Below are 26,447 nucleotides of genomic sequence, written 5' to 3'. Positions count from 1 at the left end.
GGGAGTCAGAGCACCGCGCCCACCATCGCCTCACCCAGCGGGGTGCGCAGATGGAGCATCCTGGTGCCGTCGCGTTCGCTGGCGATCAGTCCTGCACCGCGCAGCACGGCCAGGTGATGCGAGGCGGTCGATATCGCGAGGCCGGCATCACGGGCGACCTGCGACGTCGTGCGGGCGGTGCCGGCGCGCAGCAGCATGCCCGCTCGTGCCGGACCCAGCAGGGCGCTGAGAGCGGCGGTGATGTCGGCGGCGTCGCGCGCCCAGCCGGCGGTGACGCCACGGGCCGGATAGAACAGGGTGGGCTGCGCTGGTGGCTCGGTGAGCACCATGCAGCCCCACGCCGACATGACCGAGGGGACGAGCACCAGGCCACCTCCCCGGCAGTCGACCTGTTCGCTGTGGCGTCGCAGCGAGACGCGGACCGCACCCGACCCCCAGGTCACCTGTCGGTGCAGATCACCGGCCATGCCCGCGATGCCCGTGCTCGCGATCGTGCGCGTGCGGACGGCGATGTCAGCACGCAACAGTCGTTCGAGCTGCGGCCACACCGGAGAGAGCACCGCTTCCCACACGGCGGCCCAGGCATCGGCGATCATCCCGCGAGCCCGCTCGGGGTGATCCTGCATCTCGCGCAGAGCCTGTTGCCTGGTTCCGCTCGATCGCACCACCATCTTCCGGAAATCGACGCGCATGGGGTCGAGAGGGGCGGTTCGCAGCTCGTCGAGCTCTACCTCGGGCGTCAGGTCCCAACGGGGTGCGGTCGTCAGAAAGTCGGGCAGATAGCCGTCGTCGCCGATCACGGTCGTGAGCAGCGCGAAGTCCTCGCGGGGCAGGCGGTCGCGCACGGCTCGCAGCCAGCCCCACTGCAGCGGATGCGCGGCGGGGCGCCGCAACACCCGAACGGCGTGGGCCAGCTCGTGCCCGGGCGAGATGCCGAACCGCACCGCCTCGACGTCGCCCGGGCTCAGATGGAACTCGACGCGATGGTCAGGGTGCTCGACGCCCTCGATCGGGCCGGAGTTTCGATCCACATCGAAACTTTAGGGGCTGCTCGCGAGGCTGTCGAGACTGGAATCATGAACAGCACATCACCTCATTCGGGGATCGTCGCCGGGAGTGACATCCGCATCGGCTCGGGGCGCAGCCGCAGGTTCGTCGGGGCCGAGCACGGTGCCGAGGTGTCGTACTTCTTCGTCGAGAACCAGCCGGGGGAGGGGCCGGGGCTGCACTGGCATCCCTATCCTGAGACCTGGGTCGTGATCGAGGGTGTTGCCTCCATCACAGTGGGCGAGGAGACTTTCGTGGCCGGAGCGGGAGACACCGCCACCGGCCCCGCTTTCATCCCGCACCGCTTCACCAACGTGGGGGACGGGGTTCTCACGATCATCGGCGTCCACGCCTCCGCCACCATCATCCAGACGTTCCTCGACGAGGACTGACCATCAGGAGCACACATGTCCTTCCAGGCATACCTCGACAACATCGAGACCAAGACCGGTCTCACCCCGCGGCAGTTCATCGAACTCGCCACCGAGAAGGGGTTCGACCAGACAACCAAGGCGACGCCGATCGTCGCCTGGCTGAAAGAGGACTACCAGCTGGGTCAGGGGCACGCGATGGCACTCGTGCACGTGATCACCAAGGGGCCGCAGATCAGCGACAAGCACGTGGGCAAGGGTGGCGCTCATGGCGATGCGTCCGACACCCTGTGGCTCGACGGCAAGGACAGCAACCCGAACGCCTGATCCGTCGTCCCGCTGAGGTCGGGCATGGGCCCGGCCAGTAGGATTCCCTGCGTGGCAGCATCCTCCCAGCGCAAGAAGAAGACCCCGACCGCGAAGCGCACGCCGGTCCGCACGAGCGGCAACCCGGCGAAGCGTCCTGCCGTCGAAGCAGGCCCGGTGACGGCTGCCGACTGGATCGGGGCGGCTCGTCTGCGCACCCTCCCTCTCGCGATCGCACCGGTCGTGATCGGCACGGGAGCCGCGCGCAGCACCGGACCCGAGTTCCATTGGGTCATCGCGCTCGCCTGCCTCGCCGTCGCGGTGCTGCTGCAGATCGGCGTGAACTTCACGAACGACTACAGCGACGGCGTCCGCGGCACCGACGCCCACCGGGTCGGTCCCGCGCGTCTCACCGCCTCCGGGCGGGTGAAGCCTCGCACGGTCCTGATCATCGGACTGGTGTTCTTCGCGCTTGCCGGCCTCGTGGGTCTGGCGATCGTGGTGCGCACCGGTCAGTGGTGGATGCTCGCGGTGGGCGCGGCCTGCATCGTCGCCGCATGGTTCTACACCGGCGGCAAGCGCCCCTACGGCTACGCCGGACTCGGCGAGGTCTTCGTTTTCGTCTTCTTCGGGCTCGTCGCCACGCTCGGCACGACCTGGGTGCAGATCTTCTCCCTGCCGCAGCAGGCCTGGCTCGGTGCGATCGCCGCGGGGCTGTTCGCCTGTGCGGTGCTGCTCGCGAACAACCTGCGCGACATCGACCAGGACCGCGAGGTCGGCAAGCGCACCCTGACGGTGCTGATCGGGCGCAGGGCGACCCAGGTGCTGTTCACGCTCTTCGTGCTCGCGCCGTTCGGCATCGCGGCCTTCCTGGCCCTGCTGTTCCCGATCGCGTGGATCTCACTGCTGGCTCTGCTCGCGGGGCTCCCGGCGATCGCGATCGTCTGGTCCTACCGTCAGCCGAAGGAGCTGGTCACCGCACTCGCGCTCACGTCGCTGACGTCGCTGCTGTACGCAGGTGCCCTGTTCTGGGCGTTCCTGGGCTGAGCCGGCTTCAGGCCTTGGCGTCGCCGTCGACGGGGTCGGTCGAGCCTTCGATCGCCTCGTCCTCGGCGTCCGCGTCGGCCTGGCCGCCGGAGGAACGGCTCTCGCGGCGCTCCTGCAGTCGGGCGGAGGCATCCGTCAGCGGCGTGCGCAGGAACAGCATCGAGATGCTCATGCCGATCAGTGCGGCGAAGATCGCGGCCAGCCACCAGAATTCTCGGAAGATCGGGAAGATCCAGAGGATGGCGAGCGGGACGAGGAACGCCAGCAGCCGCAGCACGGTGTAGACGAGGAAAGGCGCGGGCTTCTTCACCTCTCCAGTCTACGTTCGCCGCGAAGAGGCTCCGTCGCCGGTGCCGGTGCCGGAGGCGATGCCGAGACGGTTGAGCGGGATGCCGCGCACCACGCGCCGCCACGGGTGCTCTCCGAGCGACCACAGCAGCCCGGCCTCGAGGTCGAGGGCCAGATCCTCGCATCCCACCGGGAGCCGGACGGAATCCGGGGTCAGCGCGTCGCGCCGACCGCTCCACAGCGTGCCGGGGTGCAGGCGGTCGGACTGCGAGACGAAGTGGTGGTCCCCGCGGCGGACCGCGCCCTGCATCCGTTTGATGCCGGGGGTGAAGCGGTCCACCTCGGTGAATGCGTCGTCGACGTGCTCGGCGATCGAGAACTCACCGATCCGTCCGCTCTCATCCGTGCGGTGCTCGCCGATGAGCACGCGGGGGAGGGGGGTGCCGCCGTCGTCGAACACGCGGCCGATGTACGAGCAGCGCAGCGGGATCGGATGCACCCGGGTGCGCACCGCGATGAGCGCGGTGCCGCGACCGCCGCGACGACGGGCCCCGGCGAGCCGGTGGGCGCGTGCTCCCTGCACCTCGCGGATGTCGGAGAGGTCGAACTCCCAGATGCCGCGGCCGGTCGCCGCCGCGAACAGCCGATCCCCGAACCAGGCGAGCCCGCCGGCGTGGATCCGCGCCGGCTGGAGTTCGCCATCGTCGTCGGTGACCGCGAGCAGGATGTCGAGATGACGGGAGCGCGCCAGGTCGATGAGGGTCACGCGGGAGGCGAGATGCTCTCCCGAGAGCTCCTGTCGGAACCAGCTGACGGCCAAGGTGCGCCGCCCGCGCCATTCGCCGACGTCGATCCCCTGCGGGTACCAGCGTCTGGTCCAGGTCCTCGCGCTGAGCCATCGCAGATCGACGGTGTCGCGACGCCGCTGACGCACGGGACGCCAGGTCGATCCGAAGGGCCAGAGCATGCTCCCCATCGTCGCCGATGCGGCGAGCGCGTGCGAACCGAACCGCCCACATCATTCCAGCGGGTATTATTTTACCGTGGCGCCGCGTTCGTCTTCTCGGAGTCGACGCGGCGACCACAACGGTCTCGGGGTCGCCTGATGGGGGTCAGGTGGCCGCGTGGCAGGCGGGATCGCATCTGCGCGATCCCACATCCCGAACGTGTCACGTTCGGCAGTGCTGAGCACTGGAAGGTGTGGTCCCGTTCGGGTACGGGACCACACCGCAGTGCCGGCCCCGCGCACGTCTCGCGGACACTCGTCGTTCACCTGCGCGTCCCCATCCGGCAACGACCGCCTGGCACCATTCCCGGACACCGTCCGTCTCCGGGAGTCCTGTGCGCACACCCCTCGTCACCGTCATCCTGCCCGCGAAAGACGCCGGGGAGTACATCGGGACGACGCTCGAGACGCTCACCCGGCAGTTCGACGATGCCGCAGCCGTCAAGCTCGTCGCGATCGACGACGGATCCCGCGACGACACGGGTGCTCTCATGCAGCAGTACGCGCAGCGGTTCCCGCACGCCACCGTTCTGCGGAATCCGACGGCACGCGGGCTGGCGACGGCCCGCAACCAGGGGCTTGCGCACGTCGAGGGCGATGCCTTCTGCTTCCTCGACGGTGACGACTGGATGCAGCCGCGACGGCTCGAGGTGCTGGTGTCGCGGTTGCGCGAGCTCGAGTGCGACTTCGTGCGCACCGATCACGTCACGGTCACCGGCGGCGAGCGGGCGCTCATCCGCGCACCGCACCCGTGGCGCGACCGGGTGACCTCGCCGCGAGACGCGATCCTGCCCGAGAACGAGTCGACCATGGTCGACTATCCCTACGCCTGGGCCGGGCTCTTCCACCGCAGGGTCATCGACAGCGGCTTGGCGGCATTCCCCGAGGGACTGTTCACGGCGGAGGACCGGCCCTGGATCTGGCGACTGCACCTGCAGGCCGAATCGTTCGCCGTGGTCGATGCGCCCGCCCTCCTCTACCGCCGTGGCGTCGCCACATCGCTCACACAGGTGCGTGACCGCCGGCAGCTCGACTTCGCCAGGGCGATGAACGAGGTCATCTCGGTGGTCGAGCAGGATGCGGAGGCCGAGCGCTTCCTGCCGAAGGTCGTCTGGACGGCGCTCGCCCTCAGCTCCCACCATCTCGTGCGGGCCCGCCGGATGAGCCCGCCGCTGCGCAGGGAGATGCGGGCCGCGATCCGCGACATGCTCGGTCGTCTGCCCGCTGACGACGTGTCCGCGGTGCTGGGACGCTTCGACGGGCCGCGCCGCCGCGTGCTCGCGCGCATCCTCCGGCAGACGGGCAGGGCGGCATGACGCAGATCTTCGCCCTGCACAGCGGCTACGGCCTCGCGACCGCCGCCGCCGCGATCGATTCCGGACTCCTCGATGCCGCGTCCTCCGTGTCCGCGGGCGAGCGCCTCCTGGTTCCCTTCACCTCCTCCCGTGTGCCCGAGACCGTCGTCGGGATCGCGGAGGACCCGGGGTTGCGCTCGCTGCGGGCGCGCTTCGACCGCATCGAGCCGCTGGCGGACCTGCTCGGTCCGCTGCATCCGAGCTCCTGGGAACCGGTCGATGCCGACCTCCCCCTGCTGGAGCGGCTGTTCGCTCGCGCCTGGCACATCGACCCCCGTGACCTCGAGCTGTTCGTGCAGAGCCCGCAGGTCGCGCCGGCCCGCACCCTGATGGCGCTGTTCCCCCACGCACGGATCACGATCGTCGGCGACGGCCTCATGACCTACTCGCCGATGCGCGTGCGGATGCCGTACCCCGTCGCCGCACGCATCGAGCGGGTCGTGCACGCCGACGTCGTGCCGGGAGTGCGACCCCTCGTCGGGTCTCCCCGTGCAGAGGTCGTGCCGGTGCCTCTGGCGTCGTTCGCCGCGGCGCTGCGGGAGACGGATGCCACCGCGTGCGATCCCGTCGACGACGGTGCCTCCACGGTGCTCGTGCTCGGCCAGTACCTGTCGGCCCTCGGGCTGATGACGCCGGCCGAGGAGATCGATCTGCAGAAGCGCCTGATCGACCGTGCCGCGCAGTGGGCACCGCAGCGCATCGTGTTCAAGCCGCATCCGGCCGCGCCGCCCCTGGTGACCGCAGCCGTCAGAGGGCGCGCGGCCGCGCACGGTATCGAATTCGTCGAGTACAGCGGGCCTCTCGCCGCCGAACTGCTCGCCGAGCGGCTGGACGCGGTGGCCGTCGTCGCGGGGTTCTCCACGGCGCTGCCGACCGTGCACACTCTCTTCGGACGGGCGATCGGCTCGGCGGGGAACGTCACCGTCCTCGCTGCACTGACGCCGTTCGAGAACAGCAACCGGATTCCCGCGACCCTGGTCGACGCCCTCACGCGCGAGGGCTCTCCGTATGCCGATCCCGCGCGACTGCAACTGCTGATCGACGCCGTCGGCTATGCCATGCAGCCGGAGATCGCCGGGCATCTGCGCGGTCGCGCCGAGGAACTGCTGCGCGGACTCGACCCGGATGAGCGCGATCGGTACTTCACGCCCCGACGGCTCGCCGAGCTGCGACTGCCCGGCGCGCCGATCGAGAACGCCGTGCGTCGTGCACTGCGTCCCGCCGGGGGAGTGGGCAGGATCGAGGAGTGGCGGCTCCACGCCCTCGGCGCGCGGCGACGTGCCGGGCGCGCCTGGCGGGCGATACGCGGCCGATGACGATGACGATGACGACGACGACGAGGATGTGGACGATGGACGAGCAGAAGCCCCGCACGGTGGCGATCATTCCGGCGCGCGGAGGGTCGAAGCAGGTGCCGCGCAAGAACCTGCAGCGCGTCGGCGGGGTGCCGTTGGTCGAGCGCGCGGTTCGCGCCGCGGCCGCAGCTTCCGGCATCGACCTGGTCGTGGTCTCCACCGACGATGACGAGATCGCAGAGGTGGCGACGGCTGCGGGCGCCCGTGTCATCCGCCGCCCTGCCGAGCTCGCTGGAGACACGGCGACCTCGGAGAGCGCGCTCCTGCACGCGCTGGACGAGCTCGAGGCACGCGGAGACAGCGTCGGGATCGTGGCGTTCCTGCAGGCGACATCGCCGTTCATCCCGAGCGACGCGCTCGCCGCGGCGGTGGAGGAGATCCGCGCAGACCGGGCCGACAGCGTGTTCGCCGCCCACGAGACGTACGGGTTCCTGTGGCGGGAGGATGACCGCGGTGACGCGGTGGCTATCAATCACGAGGCCGCGCACCGCCCGCGCCGACAGGACCGCGAGCCGCACCACCTCGAGACCGGCGCGTTCTACGTGTTCCGTGCCGCGGGCTTCCGCGAGAGCAGGCATCGCTTCTTCGGCAGGACCCGCATCGCGGCGGTGCCGGAATGGACAGCGATCGAGATCGATGATGCGGATCAGCTCCGCGCCGCCCGTGCACTCGCTTCGCTACATGAGGTTCCCGGCCCCATCCCAGTCCGCGCCGTCGTGACCGACTTCGACGGCGTTCACACCGACGACACCGCGATCATCGACGCCGACGGGGGCGAGCGGGTGCGGGTGAGCCGTGAAGACGGCATGGGGGTGGCGCTGCTGCGCCGTGCCGGTGTGCCGCTGCTGATCCTGTCGACCGAGGTCAACCCGGTGGTCCGCGCCCGCGCCGACAAGCTCCGGGTGCCAGTGCTGCACGGCATCGACGACAAGGAGAAGGCGCTGCGCAACTGGGCGCGGGACAACGAGATGCCGCTCGCCGACATCGCCTACCTCGGCAACGACGTCAACGACCTGCCGGCGATGCGGATCGTGGGGTGGCCGGTCGCGGTCGCGAACGCGCATCCGCTGGTACTCGAAGAGGCCCGTGTCGTGCTGAGCCGTCGCGGTGGAGAAGGCGCCGTGCGGGAGCTGATCGAACGGGTGTTGTCGAGCTGACCGATCCCGGTAACCCGGTGGTCGCCCGGTGTTCATCCTCGGCCCGTACTCAGGAGGGAGGGGTTGCACCAACGCTCGAACACCGGAGGAATCATGACTGTCAGCATCGGCTCACGAGTGATCGGCGGCGGGCGTCCTGCCTACGTCATCGCGGAGATCGGCCTGAACCACAACGGTGACGTGGACATCGCCAAGAAGCTCATCGACGTCGCGGCTCGCGCCGGTGCCGACGCCGTGAAGTTCCAGAAGCGCACGCCGGAGATCTCCACTCCGGAGCACATGCGCGATGTCCCTCGCGAGACGCCGTGGGGCGTGATGAGCTACCTCGACTACCGCCGCCGGGTCGAGTTCGGCCGCGACGAGTACGTCGAGATCGGCGACCACGCCACGATGCTCGGCCTGGACTGGTTCGCCTCGCCGTGGGACGTGCCCAGCGTCGCCTTCCTCGAAGACCTGGGCGTCGTGGCGCACAAGGTCGCCTCGGCCAGCCTCACCGACACCGAGCTGCTGGTCGCCCTGCGCGAGACGGGCAAACCCGTCATCCTCTCCACGGGCATGTCGACCATCGAGCAGATCGACCGGGCGCTGGACACCCTCGGCACCGATCGCGTGGTCCTCATGCACGCCACCTCGACCTACCCGCTGGAGCCTGAGGAGGCGAACCTGCGGGTGATCACCACACTGCGCGACCGTTACCCCGGTGTGCCCGTGGGCTACTCGGGGCACGAGCGCGGACTCCAGATCTCGCTCGCCGCCGTGGCCATCGGCGCCGTCGCCGTCGAACGCCACATCACGCTCGATCGCACCATGTGGGGCTCCGATCACGCGGCCTCGCTCGAGCCGACCGGCCTCGAGCACCTCGTGCGCGACATCCGCGTGATCGAGCGTGCGACCGGAGACGGGGTCAAGCGCGTGTTCGACAGCGAGCGAGCGCCGATGGCGAAGCTGCGCCGCATCTCGGTATGAGCGGTGCCACCGGCATCCGTGTCGTCGCGATCGCGGACGCCGACTCCTTCGTGAAGTGGGCCGCCGCCCTGCTCGGCTCCGTGCCGGGGCTGCGTCCGCACCTGCTGCTCGTGCGCACCCCGCTCACGGCCAGCGTCGAGCAGCAGCGCACCGCGCTCGCGGGTACGACGCTCGGGCCGCGGGACGTCACCCGCATCGGGTTCGCGCAGACGGCGGCCTGGCTGGCCGCGCAGCGCCCTGACGTGGTGCTGCTCGCGGGGCGCGGACCGTTCGTGCGGCTGATGGGACGCGTGATCGACACGTTGGAGCATCGGCCGGTCACGGTCTCCGGGCTGCCCGGGATGGCGATCCCCGCCCAGCGCGGGGCACTCGACTATCGCCGCCACACCGACCTGCTGGTGGTGCACTCCCACCGTGAGGTGCGGGCCTTCGAGGACCTCGGCCGCAGGATCGGTGTGCAGACGCCGGTGGCGCTCGCAACCCTCCCGTTCGCCCGGCGGAGGGAGCGGATGTTGCGGCCCGAACGCATGAGGATCGACGCCGCGGCCGCGCGGCGCGGTGGTGTGGCGGTCGCCGAACGCCCTCCGCAGACCGCTCCGGTCAAGCCGCCGGCGACCGACATCGTCTTCGCCGCGCAGGCGCTCGTACCCGTCGCGAGGGAGGAGCGCGCCGAGATCGCGGCCATGCTCGTGCGGGCCGCTGAAGCGGAGCCAGGGCGCCGCGTGGTGGTGAAGCTGCGGTCGCGGCCGGGGGAGTCGGAGACGCACCGGGAACGTGACCCGTACGCCGGGCTGCTGCCGTCGCGTGTTCCGAAGAACCTCGTCTACTCCTACGACTCGATGAGCACCGCGCTGGAGACGGCGGCGGGTCTGGTCACGGTGAGTTCCACGGCCGCGATCGAGGCCACGGCGCTCGGCGTGCCCGTGATCGCGCTCGACTCCTTCGGCGTGAGCAAGAGCCTGCTGAACACGGTGTTCGTGGGCAGTGGACTGCTCGGCGGCCGCAGCGAGGTCGTGGCCGGGCGCTTCCGGCATCCGCATCCCGACTGGCTTCGAGACAACTACTTCCACCCCGAGGGGGAGTCGACGTGGTGGGAGCGGGTCGAACGGCTCGTGGCGCTGCGGCGCTCCGGGGCTCTGCCGGCCCGTCGTGTGCCCGCGGCCCGCGGCGGCTCACTGCACGAGGCCTGGCATCGGGCGAGTGTGCTCGGTGCGGAAGACCGCACGGTGCAGGGGGCTCTGGCGCTCGCCGTGGGCTCTCCGGCGACCAGGGCACTCGCCGCGCTGCGTCGGCGCAGGCCGTCGTCGGGCGGCGGCACCTGGGCCGACGCCTCGACCGACTACACGCTCGAGCCGAACCCGTTCGACGACTCCCTCCGGCGCTGAACCTTCGGGGCGACGGTGCGCTCAGCCTCCGAGGTGCGCGCATCCTGCGCACCGCGGATGTCCGGTGTCCGTCATCCACGGACTCATGGTGTTATCCCAGGCAATGATCCTGGCGGGAAAGATCACGGCCGGGTAACGTCGATCCCATCGCGGCGATCCGGGCGGTCCCGGGCCTCAGTTCATACCTGAAGGCGTTGCGGGTTCGACTCCCGCCGTCGCGTCCACTTCGACAGTGTCGGCCCCGCTCCGGTCAGGGTAGGGGAAGCGCAGACGACGGTTCACAACCCCAACTGGTCCAGCCGCTCCTCGAAGCGCACCTGCACGTCTTCGGGCTCATCGCCGTCGGCATCGGCCCAGATCGCGTCCAGCTCCTTCTGCACGGAGTCGGGGAGCGCAGCGAACTTCTCGTCCCAGGCGGCGACCGGCGTCCAGTAGCCGACGACCTTGAAGCGGGTCGCGGGCAGACCGAGCTCCTTGCGCAGGTACTTGCGCACGTCGCGCAGTGCCACGGTCTCACCGGCCACCCACACATAACCCTCGTCGAGCGGGAGGCGGTCGTCGACGATGCCGCGCACGAGCGGACCGAGCGCGCTGGGGCCATGGCCGTTGCCGCCGACCACCCAGGTGACCTCGACATCCGCGCCCGTCGTGAGGGCGACGCGATCCGCCTCGCTCGGCACCTCGAGCACGACCCGGGTGCGCACGCCCTCGGGAGCCTCGGCGATGATGCGCGCCACGGCCGGAAGCCCGGTCAGATCGGCGACGAGCACCTGCCACGTGATGCCCTCCGGCGGTGAGTACAGGCCGGTCGGGGAGTTCAGCCCGAGCACGTGTCCCGGCTCCGCACGCGCGGCCCAGGGACCCGCGACACCCGCCTCATGGATCACGAAGTCGATGTCGAGCTCGCCGGCATCCGGGCGCACACCGCTGATCGTGTAGGTGCGCATCGGCGCCTCGGGGGCTCCCTCCGGCGTCTCCCACCAGTCACCTGCCGGCACAGGCAGCGACACGTCCTTCGGGTCGTCGCCATGCGGGAAGAACACCCGCACATACTCATCGCCGATGCCGGTGCTGAGGAAGTCGGCGACCCCCTCGCCGCCGAGCGTGACGCGGACGAGGGTCGGGGTGAGGGTGGTCGTGCTGCTGACGATGCCGCGGTGGATGCTCACGGTGTCTCCGTCTCTGGGTCGGGGTTCTGACCCGTGGGGGTGGGGGAAGGGGGGATAGGAGTGGTGCGGGTCTGGGCGAGCCAGGAGTCTCGGTACAGCCCGTCGGCGGCGAGCAGCTCCTCGTGCGTGCCGCGCTGCGTCGTCCGACCGTCGGCGAACACGATGATCTGCTCGGCGGAGACGGCCTGTTGCAGCCGATGCGCGATGAGCAGCGCCGTGCGTCCTTCGCGCAGCGCGGCGATCGCGTCTTCCACGGCCTCCCGGTGGTGGAGTCCGACATCGGCGGTGGCCTCGTCGAGGATCACCACATCCGGGTCGGCGAGGAAGGCCCGGGCGACCGCGAGCTGCTGGATGCGCCCTTCGTCCAACGGCACGACGGCCTCCGACGCCGCGCCCTCGTTCTCGGACGTCAGCGCCTCGATCGCCCACTGTGCGCCGACCGCCCGCAGCGCCGCCACCATGTCGTCGTCGTCCGCCTCGGGAGCGACGAGCCGCAGGTTGTCGGCGATCGTGCCCCGGAAATGGTGCAGCTCCTGCGACAGGTAGTAGGGCGCCTCCCTGTCGGATGCGAGGTGCACGCTACCCGAGCTGGGCGGGTGATGTCCGGCGATCACGCGAGCGAGCGTGCTCTTGCCCGACCCCGAGGTGCCGACGAGTGCCGCCGTGGTGCCCGGATCGACCCGCAGGCTCACGTCGCTGATGCCGCGGCCGGTGGTCGGGTAGTGGAACGTGACGTCGCGCACCTCGATGCCCGCACAGGACTGTGGCGCGGTATCCGCTTGCCGATGCGAAGTGACAGCCGGGGGCGCGAGGTCGATGACCCCGACGAGTCGCGCGAGCCCGATGGCTGCCCGCTGGATGTCGTCGAGCCCGAAGATCAGCTGCCCGATCGGTCCGAACAGTCGGTGGAACAGCAGGGCCGCCGTGGTGACAGCGCCCACCGTGATCGCTGCTGCGGACTGCAGGAGGAAGCCGGTGCCGAGGATCGCAGCCAGGCCGACGAGCTCGCCGCCGTTGATCCAGCGGAACAGTCTGTTCGTCACCCGCACGCCCTCGATCTGCATCCGGATCGACGCCTCCGCCCGCTCCCGCACGCGCTCGAGCGCGTGCTCCTGCTCATTGAAGGCGGTGAGGGTCTCGATGCCCTCGACCGCGTCGAGCACGGCCTGGCTGCGGGCGGCCTCGCGCACCCGCACCTCGCGGAACACCACGCGCGACCTGCGCAGGAACGCCCGGGTGCCGAGCACGTAGAACGGAGCGGAGACGAGCCCTGCGAGCGCGAGCCACGGGTCGAGGGCGGTCAGCGCGACCACCGAGACTCCGATCGCGAACGCCGCCGAGAGCAGGGTGGGGGCGACGTTCCCGCCGGCTTCGGCCACCGCATCGACATCGCCGGTGACCCGGGAGAGCAGGTCGGCGCTCTCGCCGTCGTCGACCTCGCTCACCGGCAGCCGCATCGCCGAGGCGAACACGTCTTCGCGGAGGGTCGCGAGCATGTCCTGCACCAATCCGGTCAGCACCCGCACCGCCCACAGCATCACCACGGCGGCGCCGACCGCGCCGAGGCCAGCACCGGCGACCCAGGCGGCGATGGTCACGAAACCGGCATCGGCGGAGACGGCATCGACGATGCGTCCCAGGCACGTAGGCATCACGATGCCCAGGGCGGATGCCGCGAGGAAGAGCGCGGCGACAGCCGCCGTGCGACCGGGGTGCTGCCGCAGCAGTGCGCCGACGACGCCGCGCACCCGTGCGCTGGAGGCGATCGGCAGCAGGGCCGTGGTCGAGCTCGACTCATGCATGGTGCGCATCCGAACGTTCGGAGGAGAGATCGATGATCCGATCGCAGGCTGCGAGAAGCACCGGCGAAGTGGTGATCACCACCACCGTCTCGGTGTGCTCCGCGAGGGCGCGGGCGATGTGCGCCTCGGTGATGGCATCGACGGCCGAGGTCGGCTCGTCGAGCACCAGCACATCGGCATCCGCGTGCAGGGCGCGGGCGATGCCGATGCGCTGCCGCTGCCCACCCGAGAGACGGCGTCCGGCTTCACCGACCTGTGATTCCCACCCGCCGACCTGCACCACGGTGTCGTGCAGCGCCGCCATCTCGATGAAGGGCGGGTGCGCGGGCTCCTCCACGCCGTGACCGCGCACCGCCTCGCGCAGGGACCCGCTCACGATCGTCTGTCCGTGGGGAGGGGCGATGACCCGACGCCGGTACTCCACCGGGTCGAGGTCGGTCAGGTCGCGGAGCTCTCCCTCGACCGCGAGCGCGACCCGGCCGCGATCGACCCGGGTGCGCAGGCCCAGGAGACGCGAGAGGGCACGTGCCGCGTCGCTGTCGGCGGGGCGGATGCCGAGCATCTCCCGTGCTCGCACCTCGACCGGATCCGCGGAAGATCCCGCGCGGAAGGTCAGCACGACATCACCGGCCGCATCCGCCGGGGTCGAAGACGCCGCAAGAGGGTCGAGCAGGTCTTCGGCGTCGATCACCTCGGCGAGCCTCTTGGCCGAGGCGAGCTTGTGGATCCAGTTCAAGGGGAACGAGCCGGCGTACGCCAGGTAGCCGCTGATGAACTGGGCGAGCCCGAGCACCGTGACCAGCTCGCCGATGCTGATGCGGCCCTCAGCGGCGAACCACGCCGACATCCCCGCGAGCGCGGTCGTGGCGACCGCAGCCAGCGTGCCGCTGACGGCTTCATACGAGGCGAGCGAACGACCGGCCGCCGTGGCCGCCCGACGAGAGGCATCACTCGCGGCGACGTACCTGCGCACAGCCTCTTCACGGGCACCGATGCCCACGAGCACCCGGAATCCGCTCATGAAGTCGGCGGCGACCGCTCCTGCCTCGGTCGCCGCCTGCTGCTCGGCGAACCCCCGGCGTTCGAGGGGACGCGAGACGACCTGCATCACGAACATCATCGCGACGGTCGAGCCGAACACGACGATGGTCGCGACCGGTGAGATCACCAGCATCGCGAGTCCGGCTCCGATGATCGCGGCGATCGTGGAGCACTGCTGCGCCACCGACCAGGCGACACCCGCGACGCGGTAGGTGTCGGAGGTGACGAAGGTGAGTGCCTCCCCGGGGGTCAACGTGCGGCGGGAGAGCCGGGGGCGCAGCATGCGGGAGAGGGTGAGGTGTCGCAGCGCCTGCTCGCCGTAGCCGTAGATCGAGACCATGAGACGGGAAGCCGACTGGTAGCTCGCGGTCAGCACGAGGAACGTGGCCACCAGCACGCCGAGCCAGAGCGCGAGGGCGGCGGGGTCGGCGGGGAGCACGGCGCGGTCGATCGTCGCGCCGATGATGACGGGGATCGTCGCCTCGGCCAGTGCATGCACGATGAGCAGAGCGGTCGCCCCGGCGAGCGCGATGCCGCGTCCCTCGGACTTCAGCGCGATCCCGAACAGCCTCCGCGGGGTGGGCGTCACGGCGTCCGCCGTCCGAGCGGCAGCACCAGCGGGGTTCCCGAGACGGGGTCGGTGATCACCCTGCAGGGCAGGTCGTACACGGCCTGCACGAGTTCGGCGGTGATGATCTCGCGCGGGTCGCCCTGCGCCACGATGGCTCCGTCGCGCATCGCCACCAGGTGTGTGGCGTAGCGGGCGGCGTGGTTCAGGTCGTGCAGCACGGCGACGAGTGTCGTGCCGTCGCGGTGCAGGTCGGCGAACAGCTCCATCAGGTCGATCTGGTGCGCGATGTCGAGGAAGGTCGTCGGCTCGTCGAGCAGCAGGTGCTTGGTCTGCTGCGCGAGGGCCATCGCCACCCATACGCGCTGCCGCTGCCCGCCCGAGAGCTCGTCGACCAGGCGCCGCGACAGGTCGGTGACCCCGGTCGCGGCCATGGCCTCGGAAACGGCGCGCTCGTCGGCGCTGCTCCATGTGCGCAGGGCACTCTGGTGCGGGAAGCGCCCGCGACCGACGAGGTCGGCGACCGTGATGCCGTCGGGGGCGATCGACGACTGGGGGAGCAGCCCCAGCTTGCGGGCGGCCTCCTTCGGCTTGAGTGCACGCAGCTCGTCGCCGTCGAGCAGCACCGCACCGGTGGTCGGGCGCAGCAATCGGGCGAATCCGCGCAGCAGGGTCGACTTGCCGCACGCGTTCGGTCCGATGATGATCGTGAACGAGTTGTCGGGCACCTCGAGCGTGAGGTCCGAGATGATCGGGGTCTCCCCGTAGCCCAGCGTGATGTCGCGGGCCAGCAGCGAAGCGGTCATGGGTGTTCCTTTCAGGTGCGGCGCGCGTACTGGACGGCGAGCAGCCAGGCGAGGTAGAGGCCGCCCACCGAGACCGTCACCACGCCCACGGGCACGGCGACGAGCTGGGCGACCGCATCCGACACCACCACGAGAGCGGCGCCGGTCAGCATCACCGGCACCGTGCCCATCGGGGTGTTCGAGCGGGTGAGGCGCTGCGAGATCTGCGGGGCCGCGAGGGCGATGAACGAGATGGGTCCGGCGGCGGCCGTCACGAGCGCCACCAGGGCCACCCCGAACACCATCGCCGCGAGGCGGGTGCGACCGGGACTGATGCCGAGGGCGGTCGCCGCGTCGTCGCCCATCTCGAGCACCGGCAGCGTGCGGGCGAGGGGGAGGGACAGCAGGGTCACGATCGCGAACACGATCGCCGCCGGGATCAGCTGGTCGAAGCCGAGCGAGGCGATCGAACCCGCACCCCACGTCGCCGCCATCATCGCCTTCTCGACGCTGACCGAGATCAGGATCCACGAGGTGAGCGATCCGAGTCCTGCCGAGACGCCGATGCCGACGATGATGAGCCGGAACGACGACATCGTGTTCTTGTTGGCGAGCACGTAGACCAGCAGCGCGGTGAACAGGCCGCCGATCAGCGCACCCGCCGCCTTGAACATGTAGGTGTTCAGCTCGAAGACGATCATCACGAGCGTCACGCCGAACTGCGCGCCGATGCCGAAGCCGATGATGTCGGGGGAGCCGAGCGGATTGCGTGTGAGCGATTGGAAGATCCCACCGGCGAGGGCGAGGGCCGCGCCGCACAGCACGGCGAACAGCACACGCGGCAGGCGCCACTCGAGCACCACCTGGCGGATGTCGGGATCGGATGCCGGGTCGACGATCGCCCGGATGACGGCGGCGAAGTCGACCTCGTAGGCGCCGAGCGTCATGGAGGCGAGACCTGCTCCGATGATCACGACGACGAGCACGACGCTGACGACGACCGCGCGCACGGGGATGAGCGTGGCGATGCGCGAGGTCTCGATCCGGAACAGGCGTCGCCCGTGATCCACGGGAGGGAACACGGCTGCCGGGGTCAGCGAGCTCGGCGCGGTGACCGGCTTCTGGTCGATGCTCACAGCCCGCTCACCCGCTTGCGGCGCACGAGCACGATCAGGATCGGGGCTCCGAGAAGGGCGGTGACGATGCCGACGCGCATCTCGCCGTTGGGGAGCACGATGCGCCCGAGGATGTCGGCGAAAAGCAGGAAGGCGGGGCCGATGATCATGGAGTAGGCGAGCACCCAGCGCTGATCGGGACCGGTGAACCAGCGCACGATGTGCGGGATCATGAGCCCGACGAAGGCGATGGGGCCGGCGGCGGCGACGCTGGTCCCGGCCAGCAGGGTGACGGCGATGATGACGAGGATGCGGGTCACCCGCACACGGGCGCCGAGGGCCTGCGCCAGGTCGTCGCCGAGGGCCAGGGCGTTCAGGGAGCGCGCGCACAGCAGTCCGATCAGCAGGCCGGCGACGATCAGGGGCACGGCCCAGGTGAGCTGGTCGAGGGTGCGTCCGCCGATCGAGCCGACACCCCAGAAACGCATGACCTGCAGGGTGCTGTGGTCGCGGAGCACGATCGCGGTGGTGAATCCGGTGAAGGCCGCGCCGAGGGCGACGCCGGCGAGAGTGAGCTTCATGGGGGTCGCGCCCGAAGCGCCGAACGAGCCGAGGATGTAGACGAGCACGGTGAGGACGAAGGCTCCGCCTAGGGCGAAGGGCACGTAGGCGCCGGGGGTGGTGAACCCGAGCACGCCGACCGCGAAGGTGACGGCGAACGATGCACCGGCGTTGACCCCGAGGATGCCGGGGTCGGCCAGCGGGTTGCGGGTGAACGCCTGGATCAGGCCACCGCACACGGCGAGAGCAGCACCCACGACGATGCCGAGCAGCGTGCGGGGCACGCGCAGCTCCATGATCATCAGATGAAGCGGGTTCTCGTCGTCGTACGAGAAGAGGGACTGCAGCACGGTGGCAGGGTCGATCGCACGGCTGCCGACCGCGAGCGAGGCGATGGCGGCGATGACCAGCACCGCCACGGAGATGACCAGTCCCGTCACGAGCGTCCCGTTGCGGTGCGGGGAGTCGTCCGTGCGACTCCCCGCACCCGTGTTCGAGACGTCCGTGCCGTCGTGCGTCGCCAGGGACATCTCGGAGGTCACTTGCCGGTGATCGTCGGTTCGCCCTGCAGCGCGGCGGCGAGGTCGTCGACGTACTTCGGCAGGACGTACTTCAGCGAGAGCACGGTGGGCGCGCTGATGGCCGAGGCCTCGGCGGCGTCGCCGTAGATCACGTAGGAGCCGTTGGCGATCGGGTTCCAGCGCGACATCACCTTGTTCTCGACCGTGTAGGCCCCTTCGTCGGCGCTGCCGCCCCAGGCGGCGAACAGGTCGGCCTCCACGTCGTAGAGGTTCTCGAGGCTCACGCCGGTGTACCAGTTGTCGCCCTCGGCGGTCTTGAGGAAGCTGTCCATCGCCGAGGTCGAGGTGAAGCCGAGTGCTTCGGTGATGCGCACGCGGGGGTCGTACTCGAGGTAGACGCCCAGATCGGTGCCGCCCTCGTTCAGGGTCAGACCCCACACGAACGTCTTGTCCTCGAACTCGGGGTGCGCGCCGGCGAGGGTGGTGATCTGCTCCTCGGTCTCGGCGATCAGCTCGTCGGCCTTGTCCTCCTCCGACAGCGCCTTGCCGACCGTGCGGGTCATGTCCTCCCACGTGCCCGGGTTCCAGGGGCCCTCGATGTAGGGGACGGTCGGGGCGATCTCGGTGAGGCGCTCGTACTCGATGTCGGAGACTCCCGAGTAGAGGCTCAGGATCAGGTCGGGCTTGAGCTCCTTGATCGCCTCGTAGTTGGGGCCGTCTTCGAGGAACGGGATGATCTCGGGGGTCTCGCCGTACTCCTCGGTGACGTAGTCCTCGAACCAGGGCTGGTAGCCGCTCTCGCCCGCGCCCCAGACCTCTTCCATGCCGACGGGGTTGGTGCCGAGTGCGGCGACGATGTCCGCCGACATCCACCCGAGGGTGACGATGCGCTGCGGCTTCTCGGGGATCACGGTCTTCCCGTGGCCGTGCTCGATGACGACGCCGTCCGTTGCGGCGGAGTCGGTGCGGGATTCCTCCGGGGCGGACGAGCATCCGGCGAGGGTGAGGGCGGCGGCGACGGCCGCGGCGACGAGGGCCGAGCCTCGGCGGATCTTCGGGCGCGCAGAAGCGTGCGACATGGTTCTCCTTCGGGAAGGGGGGAGGGGGTTGCCGCGTCGACGCGGCGAGAAGTTAGGTAAGCATGCCCTAACACATCGATGCTAGGACGCGGATGCGGCGCCCAGTGTCGTGGGAGCGACGACTTGTGTCGCTGAACCGACAAAGAGGTCTCGCAGTCGCCCGCGCACGGTCACGATCAGGACCGCTGCGGGGTCACCGCCAGTAGAGCTGGTGCGCCGCGTCGGCCTGCACGCGTGCCACGTGCTGCCGAGGGGTGAGGCCGAAGCGCTCCTTGAACGCCGCGGAGAAGGCGCTCGTCGTGGCGTACCCGCAGCGGTGCGCGGCCGCACCGATCGGGGTGCCGTCGACGATCAGTCGCGCGCCGAGGGTCATGCGTACGCCGGTGCGCCATCGCCCGAAGCTCATGCCCACGTCGTGCTGGAAGATGCGCAGCACCGTGCGCTCGTGGAGCCCGTGCGCGAGGAAGAGCTCGATCGCGCTGCGGGGGTCACCGGGGTCGGCGAGCACGGCCTGAACCAGCGGGACGACCCGCTCATCCGCAGGCATCGGCACCTCGCCCCAGTCGCTGGCGGCCTCGGGCAGCGGCTGCTGCAGCATCTCGATGAGCACCGATTGGATGCGCACACGCAGGTCGGTGGGCATGTCGTTGATGCCGAGATGGAGGAGCATCTCCTGCACGGCGCGCGGTACCAGCACCCGGGTGATGTCATCGATCGGGGCGATCAGCGAGGAGTCGGGAATGTAGGTGTAGCAGCCGATGGAGTCGGGTTCGTGATGGGCCGTGTGCGGGGTGCGCGCGGGGATCCACACGCCCTGTCCGGGGGCGAGGCGCCACCGTGCGTCCTGCAGGTGCACCCACACCGAGCCGCGGTAGCACCAGGCCAGCATCGGATCGGCGTGGCTGTGCGGCGGAGAGAGCGGCCGGGTGCCGGTGTCGTCGGCGGTGACCACGCCGGTGCCCATCAGGTACGGCTCGTTCACGGTCGACGGATACGTGGGGCTCGCCGCCCAGTCGTCCTGCCGATATGAGTTCATTCGTGCTCCGCCTGACGGCCGCCCCGAACGCTCGGGAAGATCGGTTCTGCCACCCCCGCCATGCTAACGGGGTGAGGCGCGACTGCTCCGTGAGGACCGATGATGGAGGCATGCCTTCCGCCCATCGCCCCGGTCTGCGCGTCTCGTCGGGTCTCACGATCCCCGAGGCCGAGCTGTCGTGGCGCTTCTCGCGGTCTTCCGGACCCGGAGGGCAGGGCGTGAACACCGCGGATTCCCGCGCGGAACTCGTCTGGGATGCGGCGAACTCCGCGGTGCTCTCGCCGCATCAGCGCGAGAGGCTGCTCGACCGACTGAGCGGTCGCCTGGTCGATGGAGTGCTGACGATCGCCGCATCCGAGCACCGCGCGCAGCTGCGCAACAGGGATGCGGCGCGGGAGCGGCTCGTCACCCTCGTCGCTGAAGCGCTGCGCCCGCCGGCACCACCGCGACGGCCGACGAAGCCGAGTCGGGGGTCGAAGGAGCGCCGACTCAAGGCCAAGCAGCGACGCACCGATGTCAAGAGTCTGCGACGACGCCCTCGCGACGACTGACCCGGCGCCGGCGAATCACCCGGCGAGGCGTTCCTCGACGGGGGCCCAACCGCTCTCGAGAACTCGGAACCCCGCGTCCACGGTTTCGAGCGGGTCCGTGCTGTCGTTGATGAGCAGCTGCATCTGCAACACGAAACGGGCGTAGACGCGGATCTCGGCGATGGGCTCCGTGAGGCCCAGCTCTTCGGCGATGGCGGCGGCGAGGGCATCCTCGTGTCGCAGCCACATCTTCGCGGCGTAGTCGCGCAGGGCAGGTGTCTCGTTGAGGAAGCGCATGAAGACACGGGTGACGTCATCGCCGTGCTCGTCGACGTTTGCCCTGATCTCGGCGGCGAAGAAGTCGTGGATCGCGCGGTTGATCGTGCGTCCGTCGGGCCGGTCGCGCACGGCCGAGACCAGACGGTCGCGCTGCTCGTCATCCTCGTCGAAGACGAGGGCCTCCTTCTGCGGGAAATGCGCGAACACCGTCGTGGGGGAGACATCGGCGGCATCCGCGACCTCGCGGATGCTGACGTTGTCGAAGCCGCGCTCGAGGAACATCATCGTCGCGACGTCGGAGATCGCCTTGCGGGTCGCGGCCTTCTTGCGCTCGCGACGTCCGAGGGGCTCTGGGTTCGTCATGGAACCAGCCTACCGATCGACTCCAAAACTGGCTTGACACCAAAAGTGGTATCGATACACTTTCGGTATGACTTCACCTATCTCCCTTACGCGGCGGGACCAGAACCGCGCGTGGATCATGCTCATCGTGCTCACGATGCTGACCGTCATCGGCATGACGGTCGTCCTCCCCGTTCTCCCTTTCGTCGTCCTGCAATACGTCTCGCACGAGAGCGACCTCGCCATCTGGGTGGGTGTGCTCGAAGCGGTCAACGGACTCTGCGCCTTCCTGGCCGCTCCCTTCCTCGGCAGGCTGTCCGACCGCTTCGGGCGGCGACCGGTCATCATCGTCGCCGCGTTCGGCGCCGCATTCTCGATGGCGCTGTTCGGGTTCGGCGGCGCGATCTGGGTCCTCGTCCTCGCCCGTGTCATCCAGGGCCTGACTGCGGGCGATCTCCCTGCCCTCTTCGCCTACCTGGCCGACATCACCCCGCCGGAGCAGCGCGCGAAGCGCTTCGGCCTCCTCGGTGCGCTCTCCGGCATCGGCACGATGATCGGGCCGGCCATCGGCGGACTGCTCGCCGCCGTGAGCATCCAGCTCCCGGTCTTCCTCACTGCCGCCGTCGCCCTCACGATCGCGATCCTCAGCATCTTCCTGCTCCCGGAGAGCCTGAAGCCAGGGAACCGCATCGCCACGATCAAGCTGCGCGATGTGCAGCCCTTCGCCGTCTTCAAGGAGGCGTTCGGCCGCAAGGAGCTGCGCGGACTGATGATCGGCTTCGGTCTGATCGCCCTGCCGTTCGGGTTCTTCGTGAACAACTTCAGCGTCCTGGCGCTCGACTCGATCCAGTGGGGGCCGACGCAGATCGGACTCCTGACCGCGGCCGTGGGCGTCGTCGACATCCTCATACAGGGCGTGCTGCTGGGCATCCTGCTTCCGCGCATCGGCGAGCGAGGTGTGATCGTGAGCGGCATCGTGGCGCAGATGTTCGGACTCGCGGCCCTCGCCATCGTCGCCTCGATCTTCGCCCAGCCGTGGGTCTTCATCGTCGGCGCTCTCATGCTGGCTGCCGGCCAGGGCGCGTCGCAGGCCGCGATGGACGGTGCGATGTCGAACGCCGTCGGCGATGACGAGCAGGGTTGGCTCGGAGGCGCGACCCAGTCGCTGAACGCGGCGATGGGTACGGCCGCCCCGCTCATCGCCGGCGCGCTCTATGCGCTGGTCAGCCATGCCGCCCCGTACTGGCTCGGGGTCGCGCTCATGATCGTGGCCGTGATCGTGGTCAGTCGTGCGCACATCGCGAACTCTGCGAAGCGCCCGGAGGGCCCTGTCGTGCATGGCGTTTCGACCGAGGTCGCCGAGACCGTCGTCTGAGGATCGGAACGGGGGGCCGCAGGAAGCAGCGGCCCCCTCCGGCGTGCGGGGGCGAGGCGCTGCCGTCGAGCAGGGGTCCCTGTCCGTGGGGGATCAGTCCGCTGTGGGCCCCGGGGTCTCGGAGACCGGGATGCCGGTGTCGCGCACGAAGTACACCCAGGGGAACGCCGAGCATCCGAGCTCCCACCCCTCCGCGCGCTCCGCCGCCCGAAGGGGGCGCCAGACGCTTCGACGATGCTCCCACCGGGTGTCGCTGCGGACCATCCGATGTGCGGATGCTCCGGCTCCGATGGTGTGCCAGCCTTCGCGCCCGGCGAGTTCCAGCTCACCCATCTCGTCGAAGACGCTCACCGGGCCGAGCCAGCGCTCGCCGTCGTCGTCGTCCTGTGCCTCGGCGAGGTGGCCGAATCGCTGCTGCGCCGCTTGGCGGGACATGCCGAGCTCGGCGCCGATCGTCGCCCAGCTCGCCCCTGCGGCTCGTGCGGAGAGCACGGCGCGCCGCAGAATGACGCGCACCTCGTCTTCGGTTCGGGCGCTCGCCGCGATCAGGGCGATGTGGTCTTCCGTCGTGAGAGACGTCTTGTCGGCGACCCCGGCATCGGCGAGAACAACGTGACCGATCGCGTCGCTGAGCGCGCTCACTCCACGGTTCCGCGGCTCGGGAGCCACTGCCGGCGTCGGGCGCGACGGATGCCGTTCCCGAACCCCCAGAGGTAGGTCCCGACGAGCATCGCGCCGATGCCGGCGCCCTGCACGAACCCTCCGCCGAACCCGCGGAGGTCGAAGCCGATGGACAGCAGAAGCGTCGCCGCTCCCGTGGCGAGGAGTGCGATGCCGATCGCGGAGGCGATTCGTTCCGATCGCGAGGCGGGCTGAGGTGTCGTCGTCATGGTGTCAATCTATTGTTGACACCGGTGTTTGTCAACCACTTGTTGACAAGGGGCGTCGCTCAGTCCTTCCCGCCTCGCACGAGTTCGAGCCCGGCACCCGCGAACTGGCGCAGCGTCGCATCCGGCAGGAACGCCCGCGTAAGGGCTCCACCGATGCGCGTGAGGTCGCTCTCGTCGCGGAAGAGGAGATACATGGTCTCGTACCGGGGGTGGAACTTCTGCTTGAACCGATGCAGCGACCCGAAGCCGTACACCGGTTCCAGGGCATCGGCCAGCCGGTCGCTCAGGGCGGCGATCATCCCGGCGTCCGGCGGATGGTCATGGGCGAGTGGGGCTCCCGAGAGCGACATGATCTGCGCGCCCTCATCGGCGAACTGCCGTGCCGAGGATCCGATCAGGTACTCCATCACGGGTCCGAAGCCGCCCTCCCTGCGACGCATGAGGTCGAGGGTCCAGCCGCGCACGGCACCCTCGTCGCCGTACACGGGCAGCCAGGAGAGGAACCCGTCGACGTCGCCGTTGGGCGCGAGGGCCAGGGCGAGCCGCACCTCCGGGTCCTCGGCCTCATCGAGCGTGCCGAGGGTGAAGCGCATCTCCGGCAGATCCTTGTCACCGACCCAGGCCTCCGAGATCGCACGCAGCTGCTGCTGCACACCCCAGGGCTCCGCCTTGAGCTGCGTCATCCGGAAGGTCATGTCCTCCCGGCCGGCCTTGTTGAGCGATGTGCGCACCGAGTTCCAGCGCTTGCCCGTGAACTCCAGTCCCGGCAGGTCGACGATCGTGTCGTCGGCCACGACGATGCTCCGCCAGCTCGGGGGCACGGCGGCGCGGGTGGCTTCGTCCGCGCTGAAGAAGCAGGGGACGAGACCGGCCAGCTCGGCCGCGTGGATGAAGTCGGTGACGGCCTCGGCGCGCGCCTCCGAGGGGCCGATCGGATCCGCCAGTGCCAGTGCCACACCGTTGCGGCGCTGATAGGCCACGATGCCGCCGTTCATCCTGGCGTAGCTGTTGCCGTCCCACGTCGTCATCCACGAGAGCGTTCCGCCGCCGTGCGTGCGCAGCTCGTGCTTCACGTCGTCCACGGTGGGCGCGGGCTGGATGCCGAGCTTCGCACGGCGCTTGGCCCGGAAGGCACGGCGCACCCAGACCAGGTACACGAGCATGATCAGCCAGAGGAAGCCGTTGGCCAGCTCGAGCTCGGTCTCTCCATCCCAGCGCACGTCGAGCTGAGCTTGGCTGAACACGGTGATCAGGGTGAGCACGAGGGCGGCGATCACGACGTTGAAGATCCCGAGCAGGAGGGCGAGCACCCACGCGAAGCGTCGGCCCCGGCGCAGGCCGTTCACGAGCACGAGGATCACGACCAGGTCGATCGCGAGGCTGATGAATCCGCCGGAGACGGGTTCCGTCGGGCCGAACGGGCCGTCCGTCGGCAGGAGCGTGGTGATGATCTCGACCGCGCCGAGCACCAGCATCGCCACGACCGCGATCAGCCGCTGCTCGCGCACTGTGGTGTGCCGAACCCGCAGCGTGCGGTCCACGACGAGGATCAGCAGCACGGCGAGCAGATGCTCGAGGTCGGCGACCTTGCCCCAGAAGAGCATCGCGATGAACACGAAGCCGAGCAGGATGAGCCAGCCGCGTACCCTCCACGGCGGGCGGAAGAGGCCGACCGCCGCGGCGATGCACGCCATGGTGCCGCCGGACGCTCCCACGTCGAGCGCCTGCGCCTGCTCGGTCGCCCAGGCCCAGGGGAACTGCGAGAGCAGGTACAGCAGCAGTGCGGTGGCGAAGATCGCGAACAGCTGACCGATCGCGTAGTAGGCCACCGCCACGCGCGATCCGCGACGGTACTCCAGGTAGGCCATTCCCCAGAAGCCGGCGATCGTGAACACGTACACCCAGGGCTGATTCACGAAGAACGTGCCGGTGACGGGCGTCCACCACTTGCCGTCGACGAGGTTCGGCAGTCCGTAGGCGACGGTCTTGAACAGTGCCGTGTCTTCGAAGGGCGACCAGAGTCCACCCCAGATGATCCCCACGACGAGGATGAGCAGCACCATCGTGAGGGTCGCCGGGATCCGTCGGACGACGGCGATCCACGGACGCGGAGAGGGGGAGTGCTCCTCAGTCATGCGCTCAGCGTAGCGAGGGAGGCCCCGTCTCCGCGGAGGCCGCTCCTACTCGCCGCGGAGAACCCGGCGGAGATCGGCGATCTCCTCAGCGGCCATGCCGCCGCTTCGCAGATACCCCGCGACATCGCCGTGGTTCGCGATGATCCAGTCCATCGCCGCCTCGATGGCCGACGCCGGAGACTTGGTCGCCAGGGTCGTCAGCGCCGGGGTGAGCGGAACTCCGAGCGAGGTGATCAGCCCCGTGAGCGCTTCGGCGAACCCGCGCGCGAGGTTCTTCTCGGTCAGCGTGTAATCCGCGACGATCGCCTCTCGAGGCACCTCGGCGACGAGCAGCAGGATCGCGGCGGCGAGACCGGTGCGGTCCTTGCCCGCGGTGCAGTGGAACAGCACGCCGGGCCGAGTGGTGCGGGACGACTCCAGCACCGTGCGGGCGATGGTCGCGAACTGCGCTGCACTCGCCTCCAGGATCGAGATGTACAGCTCCTCCAGGGTGGGCACCCGCTTCAGCACCTCGGCGACCTGGGTCACCGAGAGTCCGGCGCTGCCGGCCGCGGGAAGCAGCTTCTTGACCATCTCGTCCATCGCGCCGCCCTGCATGGGCAGAGCCAGCAGCGTCACGCTGCCGTCATCGGGCAGACGATCTGCGGCACGGGCCCGCTCGCCATCGGTGCGCAGATCGATCACGGTGCCGATGCGGAGGTCGGCGAGCGCCTGCAGCCCCTCGTCGGTGAGCGAAGCGAGGGCATCCGACCGGAAGAGGAGGCCCGATGCGAGCCGACCGCCTCCGGAGGTCGGGAACCCGGCGAGTTCACGAGCGTTGTGGGTCGTCTGCAAAGCGGTCGAGATATCGATGGTCATTCTGGCCCTCTCCTGGGTATGCGGCCAGAATATCGGTGCGGCGGGACCGCGCGGCTTCGACACGGAAGCGGCGCGACC

26 protein-coding genes and 1 tRNA gene are annotated in these 26,447 nt (G+C 69.8%); 11 read left to right on the top strand and 16 right to left on the bottom strand.

Translation table 11 applies throughout. The annotated features are described in order from the left end of the window. Positions 1 to 5 precede the first annotated feature (5 nt). Positions 6 to 1,031: an ArsR/SmtB family transcription factor gene (locus ACP699_RS08210; RefSeq protein WP_082524270.1), complete on the bottom strand. Its 1,026-nt coding sequence runs from the start codon at positions 1,029 to 1,031 to the stop codon at positions 6 to 8. 45 nt (positions 1,032 to 1,076) lie between these two features. Between ACP699_RS08210 and ACP699_RS08205 the strand changes: the two genes are divergently transcribed. The 3 genes from ACP699_RS08205 to ACP699_RS08195 are packed head-to-tail and all read left to right on the top strand — an operon-like array spanning position 1,077 to position 2,771. After that, positions 1,077 to 1,439 carry a cupin domain-containing protein gene (locus ACP699_RS08205; RefSeq protein ID WP_017829258.1) on the top strand — a complete coding sequence of 121 codons (363 nt, stop codon included), beginning with the start codon at positions 1,077 to 1,079 and terminating at the stop codon, positions 1,437 to 1,439. Positions 1,440 to 1,454: 15 nt separating this feature from the next. After that, positions 1,455 to 1,745: a DUF4287 domain-containing protein gene (locus ACP699_RS08200; RefSeq protein ID WP_017829257.1), complete on the top strand. Its 291-nt coding sequence runs from the start codon at positions 1,455 to 1,457 to the stop codon at positions 1,743 to 1,745. A gap of 51 nt (positions 1,746 to 1,796) precedes the next feature. Continuing rightward, positions 1,797 to 2,771 (top strand): 1,4-dihydroxy-2-naphthoate polyprenyltransferase, encoded by a 975-nt coding sequence (locus tag ACP699_RS08195; protein ID WP_426170501.1) that lies wholly within the window; start codon positions 1,797 to 1,799, stop codon positions 2,769 to 2,771. 7 nt (positions 2,772 to 2,778) lie between these two features. On the opposite strand, the gene ACP699_RS08190 is transcribed toward ACP699_RS08195, so the two are convergent. Both ACP699_RS08190 and ACP699_RS08185 read right to left on the bottom strand, forming a co-directional pair. After that, positions 2,779 to 3,081, bottom strand: a complete 303-nt coding sequence (locus ACP699_RS08190) for a DUF4229 domain-containing protein (RefSeq protein ID WP_055865688.1) — start codon at positions 3,079 to 3,081, stop codon at positions 2,779 to 2,781. A gap of 9 nt (positions 3,082 to 3,090) precedes the next feature. Continuing rightward, complete coding sequence (locus ACP699_RS08185; protein ID WP_426170499.1) at positions 3,091 to 4,026, bottom strand: hypothetical protein; 936 nt, start codon at positions 4,024 to 4,026, stop codon at positions 3,091 to 3,093. A 374-nt stretch (positions 4,027 to 4,400) separates the two neighbouring features. On the opposite strand from ACP699_RS08185, the gene ACP699_RS08180 reads away from it, so the two are divergent. The 6 genes from ACP699_RS08180 to ACP699_RS08155 all read left to right on the top strand — a co-directional run bounded on the left by ACP699_RS08180 (position 4,401) and on the right by ACP699_RS08155 (position 10,507). Beyond that, on the top strand, positions 4,401 to 5,381 hold the full coding sequence (locus ACP699_RS08180; RefSeq protein WP_127482957.1) for a glycosyltransferase family 2 protein: 981 nt from the start codon (positions 4,401 to 4,403) through the stop codon (positions 5,379 to 5,381). Continuing rightward, positions 5,378 to 6,736: a polysialyltransferase family glycosyltransferase gene (locus ACP699_RS08175; protein ID WP_426170496.1), complete on the top strand. Its 1,359-nt coding sequence runs from the start codon at positions 5,378 to 5,380 to the stop codon at positions 6,734 to 6,736. Before ACP699_RS08180 ends, ACP699_RS08175 begins: the two co-directional genes overlap by 4 nt. A 35-nt stretch (positions 6,737 to 6,771) precedes the next feature. Further along, positions 6,772 to 7,932, top strand: coding sequence for a cytidylyltransferase domain-containing protein (locus ACP699_RS08170; protein WP_426170494.1), 1,161 nt, complete (start codon positions 6,772 to 6,774; stop codon positions 7,930 to 7,932). A gap of 93 nt (positions 7,933 to 8,025) precedes the next feature. Then, positions 8,026 to 8,898: an N-acetylneuraminate synthase family protein gene (locus ACP699_RS08165; RefSeq protein ID WP_426170492.1), complete on the top strand. Its 873-nt coding sequence runs from the start codon at positions 8,026 to 8,028 to the stop codon at positions 8,896 to 8,898. Beyond that, positions 8,895 to 10,283, top strand: a complete 1,389-nt coding sequence (locus tag ACP699_RS08160) for a DUF6716 putative glycosyltransferase (RefSeq protein ID WP_426170490.1) — start codon at positions 8,895 to 8,897, stop codon at positions 10,281 to 10,283. The genes ACP699_RS08165 and ACP699_RS08160 overlap by 4 nt, the downstream gene beginning before the upstream one ends. Positions 10,284 to 10,431: 148 nt before the next feature. Beyond that, positions 10,432 to 10,507: transfer RNA gene (locus tag ACP699_RS08155), tRNA-Met, on the top strand. A gap of 54 nt (positions 10,508 to 10,561) precedes the next feature. Here the strand turns inward: ACP699_RS08155 and ACP699_RS08150 are convergent. The 8 genes from ACP699_RS08150 to ACP699_RS08115 form a co-directional block, all read right to left on the bottom strand. After that, complete coding sequence (locus ACP699_RS08150) at positions 10,562 to 11,452, bottom strand: siderophore-interacting protein (RefSeq protein ID WP_127482939.1); 891 nt, start codon at positions 11,450 to 11,452, stop codon at positions 10,562 to 10,564. Beyond that, on the bottom strand, positions 11,449 to 13,254 hold the full coding sequence (locus ACP699_RS08145; RefSeq protein WP_426170488.1) for an ABC transporter ATP-binding protein: 1,806 nt from the start codon (positions 13,252 to 13,254) through the stop codon (positions 11,449 to 11,451). Before ACP699_RS08145 ends, ACP699_RS08150 begins: the two co-directional genes overlap by 4 nt. Beyond that, a complete protein-coding gene (locus ACP699_RS08140; RefSeq protein ID WP_426170485.1) occupies positions 13,247 to 14,884 on the bottom strand; it encodes an ABC transporter transmembrane domain-containing protein in 1,638 nt (545 codons plus the stop codon). The genes ACP699_RS08145 and ACP699_RS08140 overlap by 8 nt, the downstream gene beginning before the upstream one ends. Continuing rightward, on the bottom strand, positions 14,881 to 15,669 hold the full coding sequence (locus tag ACP699_RS08135) for an ABC transporter ATP-binding protein (RefSeq protein ID WP_055865663.1): 789 nt from the start codon (positions 15,667 to 15,669) through the stop codon (positions 14,881 to 14,883). Before ACP699_RS08135 ends, ACP699_RS08140 begins: the two co-directional genes overlap by 4 nt. 11 nt (positions 15,670 to 15,680) lie before the next feature. After that, positions 15,681 to 16,784: a FecCD family ABC transporter permease gene (locus ACP699_RS08130; protein WP_426170483.1), complete on the bottom strand. Its 1,104-nt coding sequence runs from the start codon at positions 16,782 to 16,784 to the stop codon at positions 15,681 to 15,683. Beyond that, a complete protein-coding gene (locus tag ACP699_RS08125) occupies positions 16,781 to 17,866 on the bottom strand; it encodes a FecCD family ABC transporter permease (RefSeq protein WP_288969833.1) in 1,086 nt (361 codons plus the stop codon). The genes ACP699_RS08130 and ACP699_RS08125 overlap by 4 nt, the downstream gene beginning before the upstream one ends. After that, positions 17,863 to 18,924: an iron-siderophore ABC transporter substrate-binding protein gene (locus tag ACP699_RS08120; RefSeq protein WP_055874194.1), complete on the bottom strand. Its 1,062-nt coding sequence runs from the start codon at positions 18,922 to 18,924 to the stop codon at positions 17,863 to 17,865. The genes ACP699_RS08125 and ACP699_RS08120 overlap by 4 nt, the downstream gene beginning before the upstream one ends. Before the next feature lie 193 nt (positions 18,925 to 19,117). After that, positions 19,118 to 19,960 (bottom strand): helix-turn-helix transcriptional regulator, encoded by an 843-nt coding sequence (locus ACP699_RS08115; RefSeq protein ID WP_055865657.1) that lies wholly within the window; start codon positions 19,958 to 19,960, stop codon positions 19,118 to 19,120. Positions 19,961 to 20,070: 110 nt separating this feature from the next. On the opposite strand from ACP699_RS08115, the gene arfB reads away from it, so the two are divergent. Then, positions 20,071 to 20,511, top strand: a complete 441-nt coding sequence (gene arfB, locus ACP699_RS08110) for an alternative ribosome rescue aminoacyl-tRNA hydrolase ArfB (protein WP_017829241.1) — start codon at positions 20,071 to 20,073, stop codon at positions 20,509 to 20,511. Between the two features lie 15 nt (positions 20,512 to 20,526). Here arfB and ACP699_RS08105 read toward each other — a convergent pair whose 3' ends face one another. Beyond that, on the bottom strand, positions 20,527 to 21,132 hold the full coding sequence (locus ACP699_RS08105; protein WP_017829240.1) for a TetR/AcrR family transcriptional regulator: 606 nt from the start codon (positions 21,130 to 21,132) through the stop codon (positions 20,527 to 20,529). Positions 21,133 to 21,199: 67 nt separating this feature from the next. Here ACP699_RS08105 and tet(42) point away from each other — a divergent pair, with 67 nt between their 5' ends. After that, entirely contained in the window at positions 21,200 to 22,486 is a 1,287-nt protein-coding gene (gene tet(42) / locus ACP699_RS08100) for a tetracycline efflux MFS transporter Tet(42) (protein WP_275092987.1), read from the top strand. 93 nt (positions 22,487 to 22,579) lie between these two features. Here the strand turns inward: tet(42) and ACP699_RS08095 are convergent, their stop codons facing one another. The 4 genes from ACP699_RS08095 to ACP699_RS08080 are packed head-to-tail and all read right to left on the bottom strand — an operon-like array spanning position 22,580 to position 26,369. After that, entirely contained in the window at positions 22,580 to 23,128 is a 549-nt protein-coding gene (locus tag ACP699_RS08095) for a hypothetical protein (protein ID WP_426170478.1), read from the bottom strand. After that, on the bottom strand, positions 23,125 to 23,376 hold the full coding sequence (locus tag ACP699_RS08090; RefSeq protein ID WP_017829237.1) for a hypothetical protein: 252 nt from the start codon (positions 23,374 to 23,376) through the stop codon (positions 23,125 to 23,127). The genes ACP699_RS08095 and ACP699_RS08090 overlap by 4 nt, the downstream gene beginning before the upstream one ends. Positions 23,377 to 23,435: 59 nt before the next feature. Further along, positions 23,436 to 25,511, bottom strand: coding sequence for a bifunctional lysylphosphatidylglycerol flippase/synthetase MprF (locus tag ACP699_RS08085; RefSeq protein ID WP_426170476.1), 2,076 nt, complete (start codon positions 25,509 to 25,511; stop codon positions 23,436 to 23,438). A gap of 45 nt (positions 25,512 to 25,556) precedes the next feature. Continuing rightward, positions 25,557 to 26,369: a tyrosine-protein phosphatase gene (locus tag ACP699_RS08080; RefSeq protein WP_055874178.1), complete on the bottom strand. Its 813-nt coding sequence runs from the start codon at positions 26,367 to 26,369 to the stop codon at positions 25,557 to 25,559. Between the last annotated feature and the right edge of the window lie 78 nt (positions 26,370 to 26,447).

It is taken from the genome of Microbacterium sp. DWRC1-3, from assembly GCF_049896645.1.
GTDB classification, from domain to species: domain Bacteria; phylum Actinomycetota; class Actinomycetes; order Actinomycetales; family Microbacteriaceae; genus Microbacterium; species Microbacterium maritypicum.
Note: the sequence above shows the minus strand (reverse complement) of the source record. Positions and strands in the feature narration are given on the sequence as shown.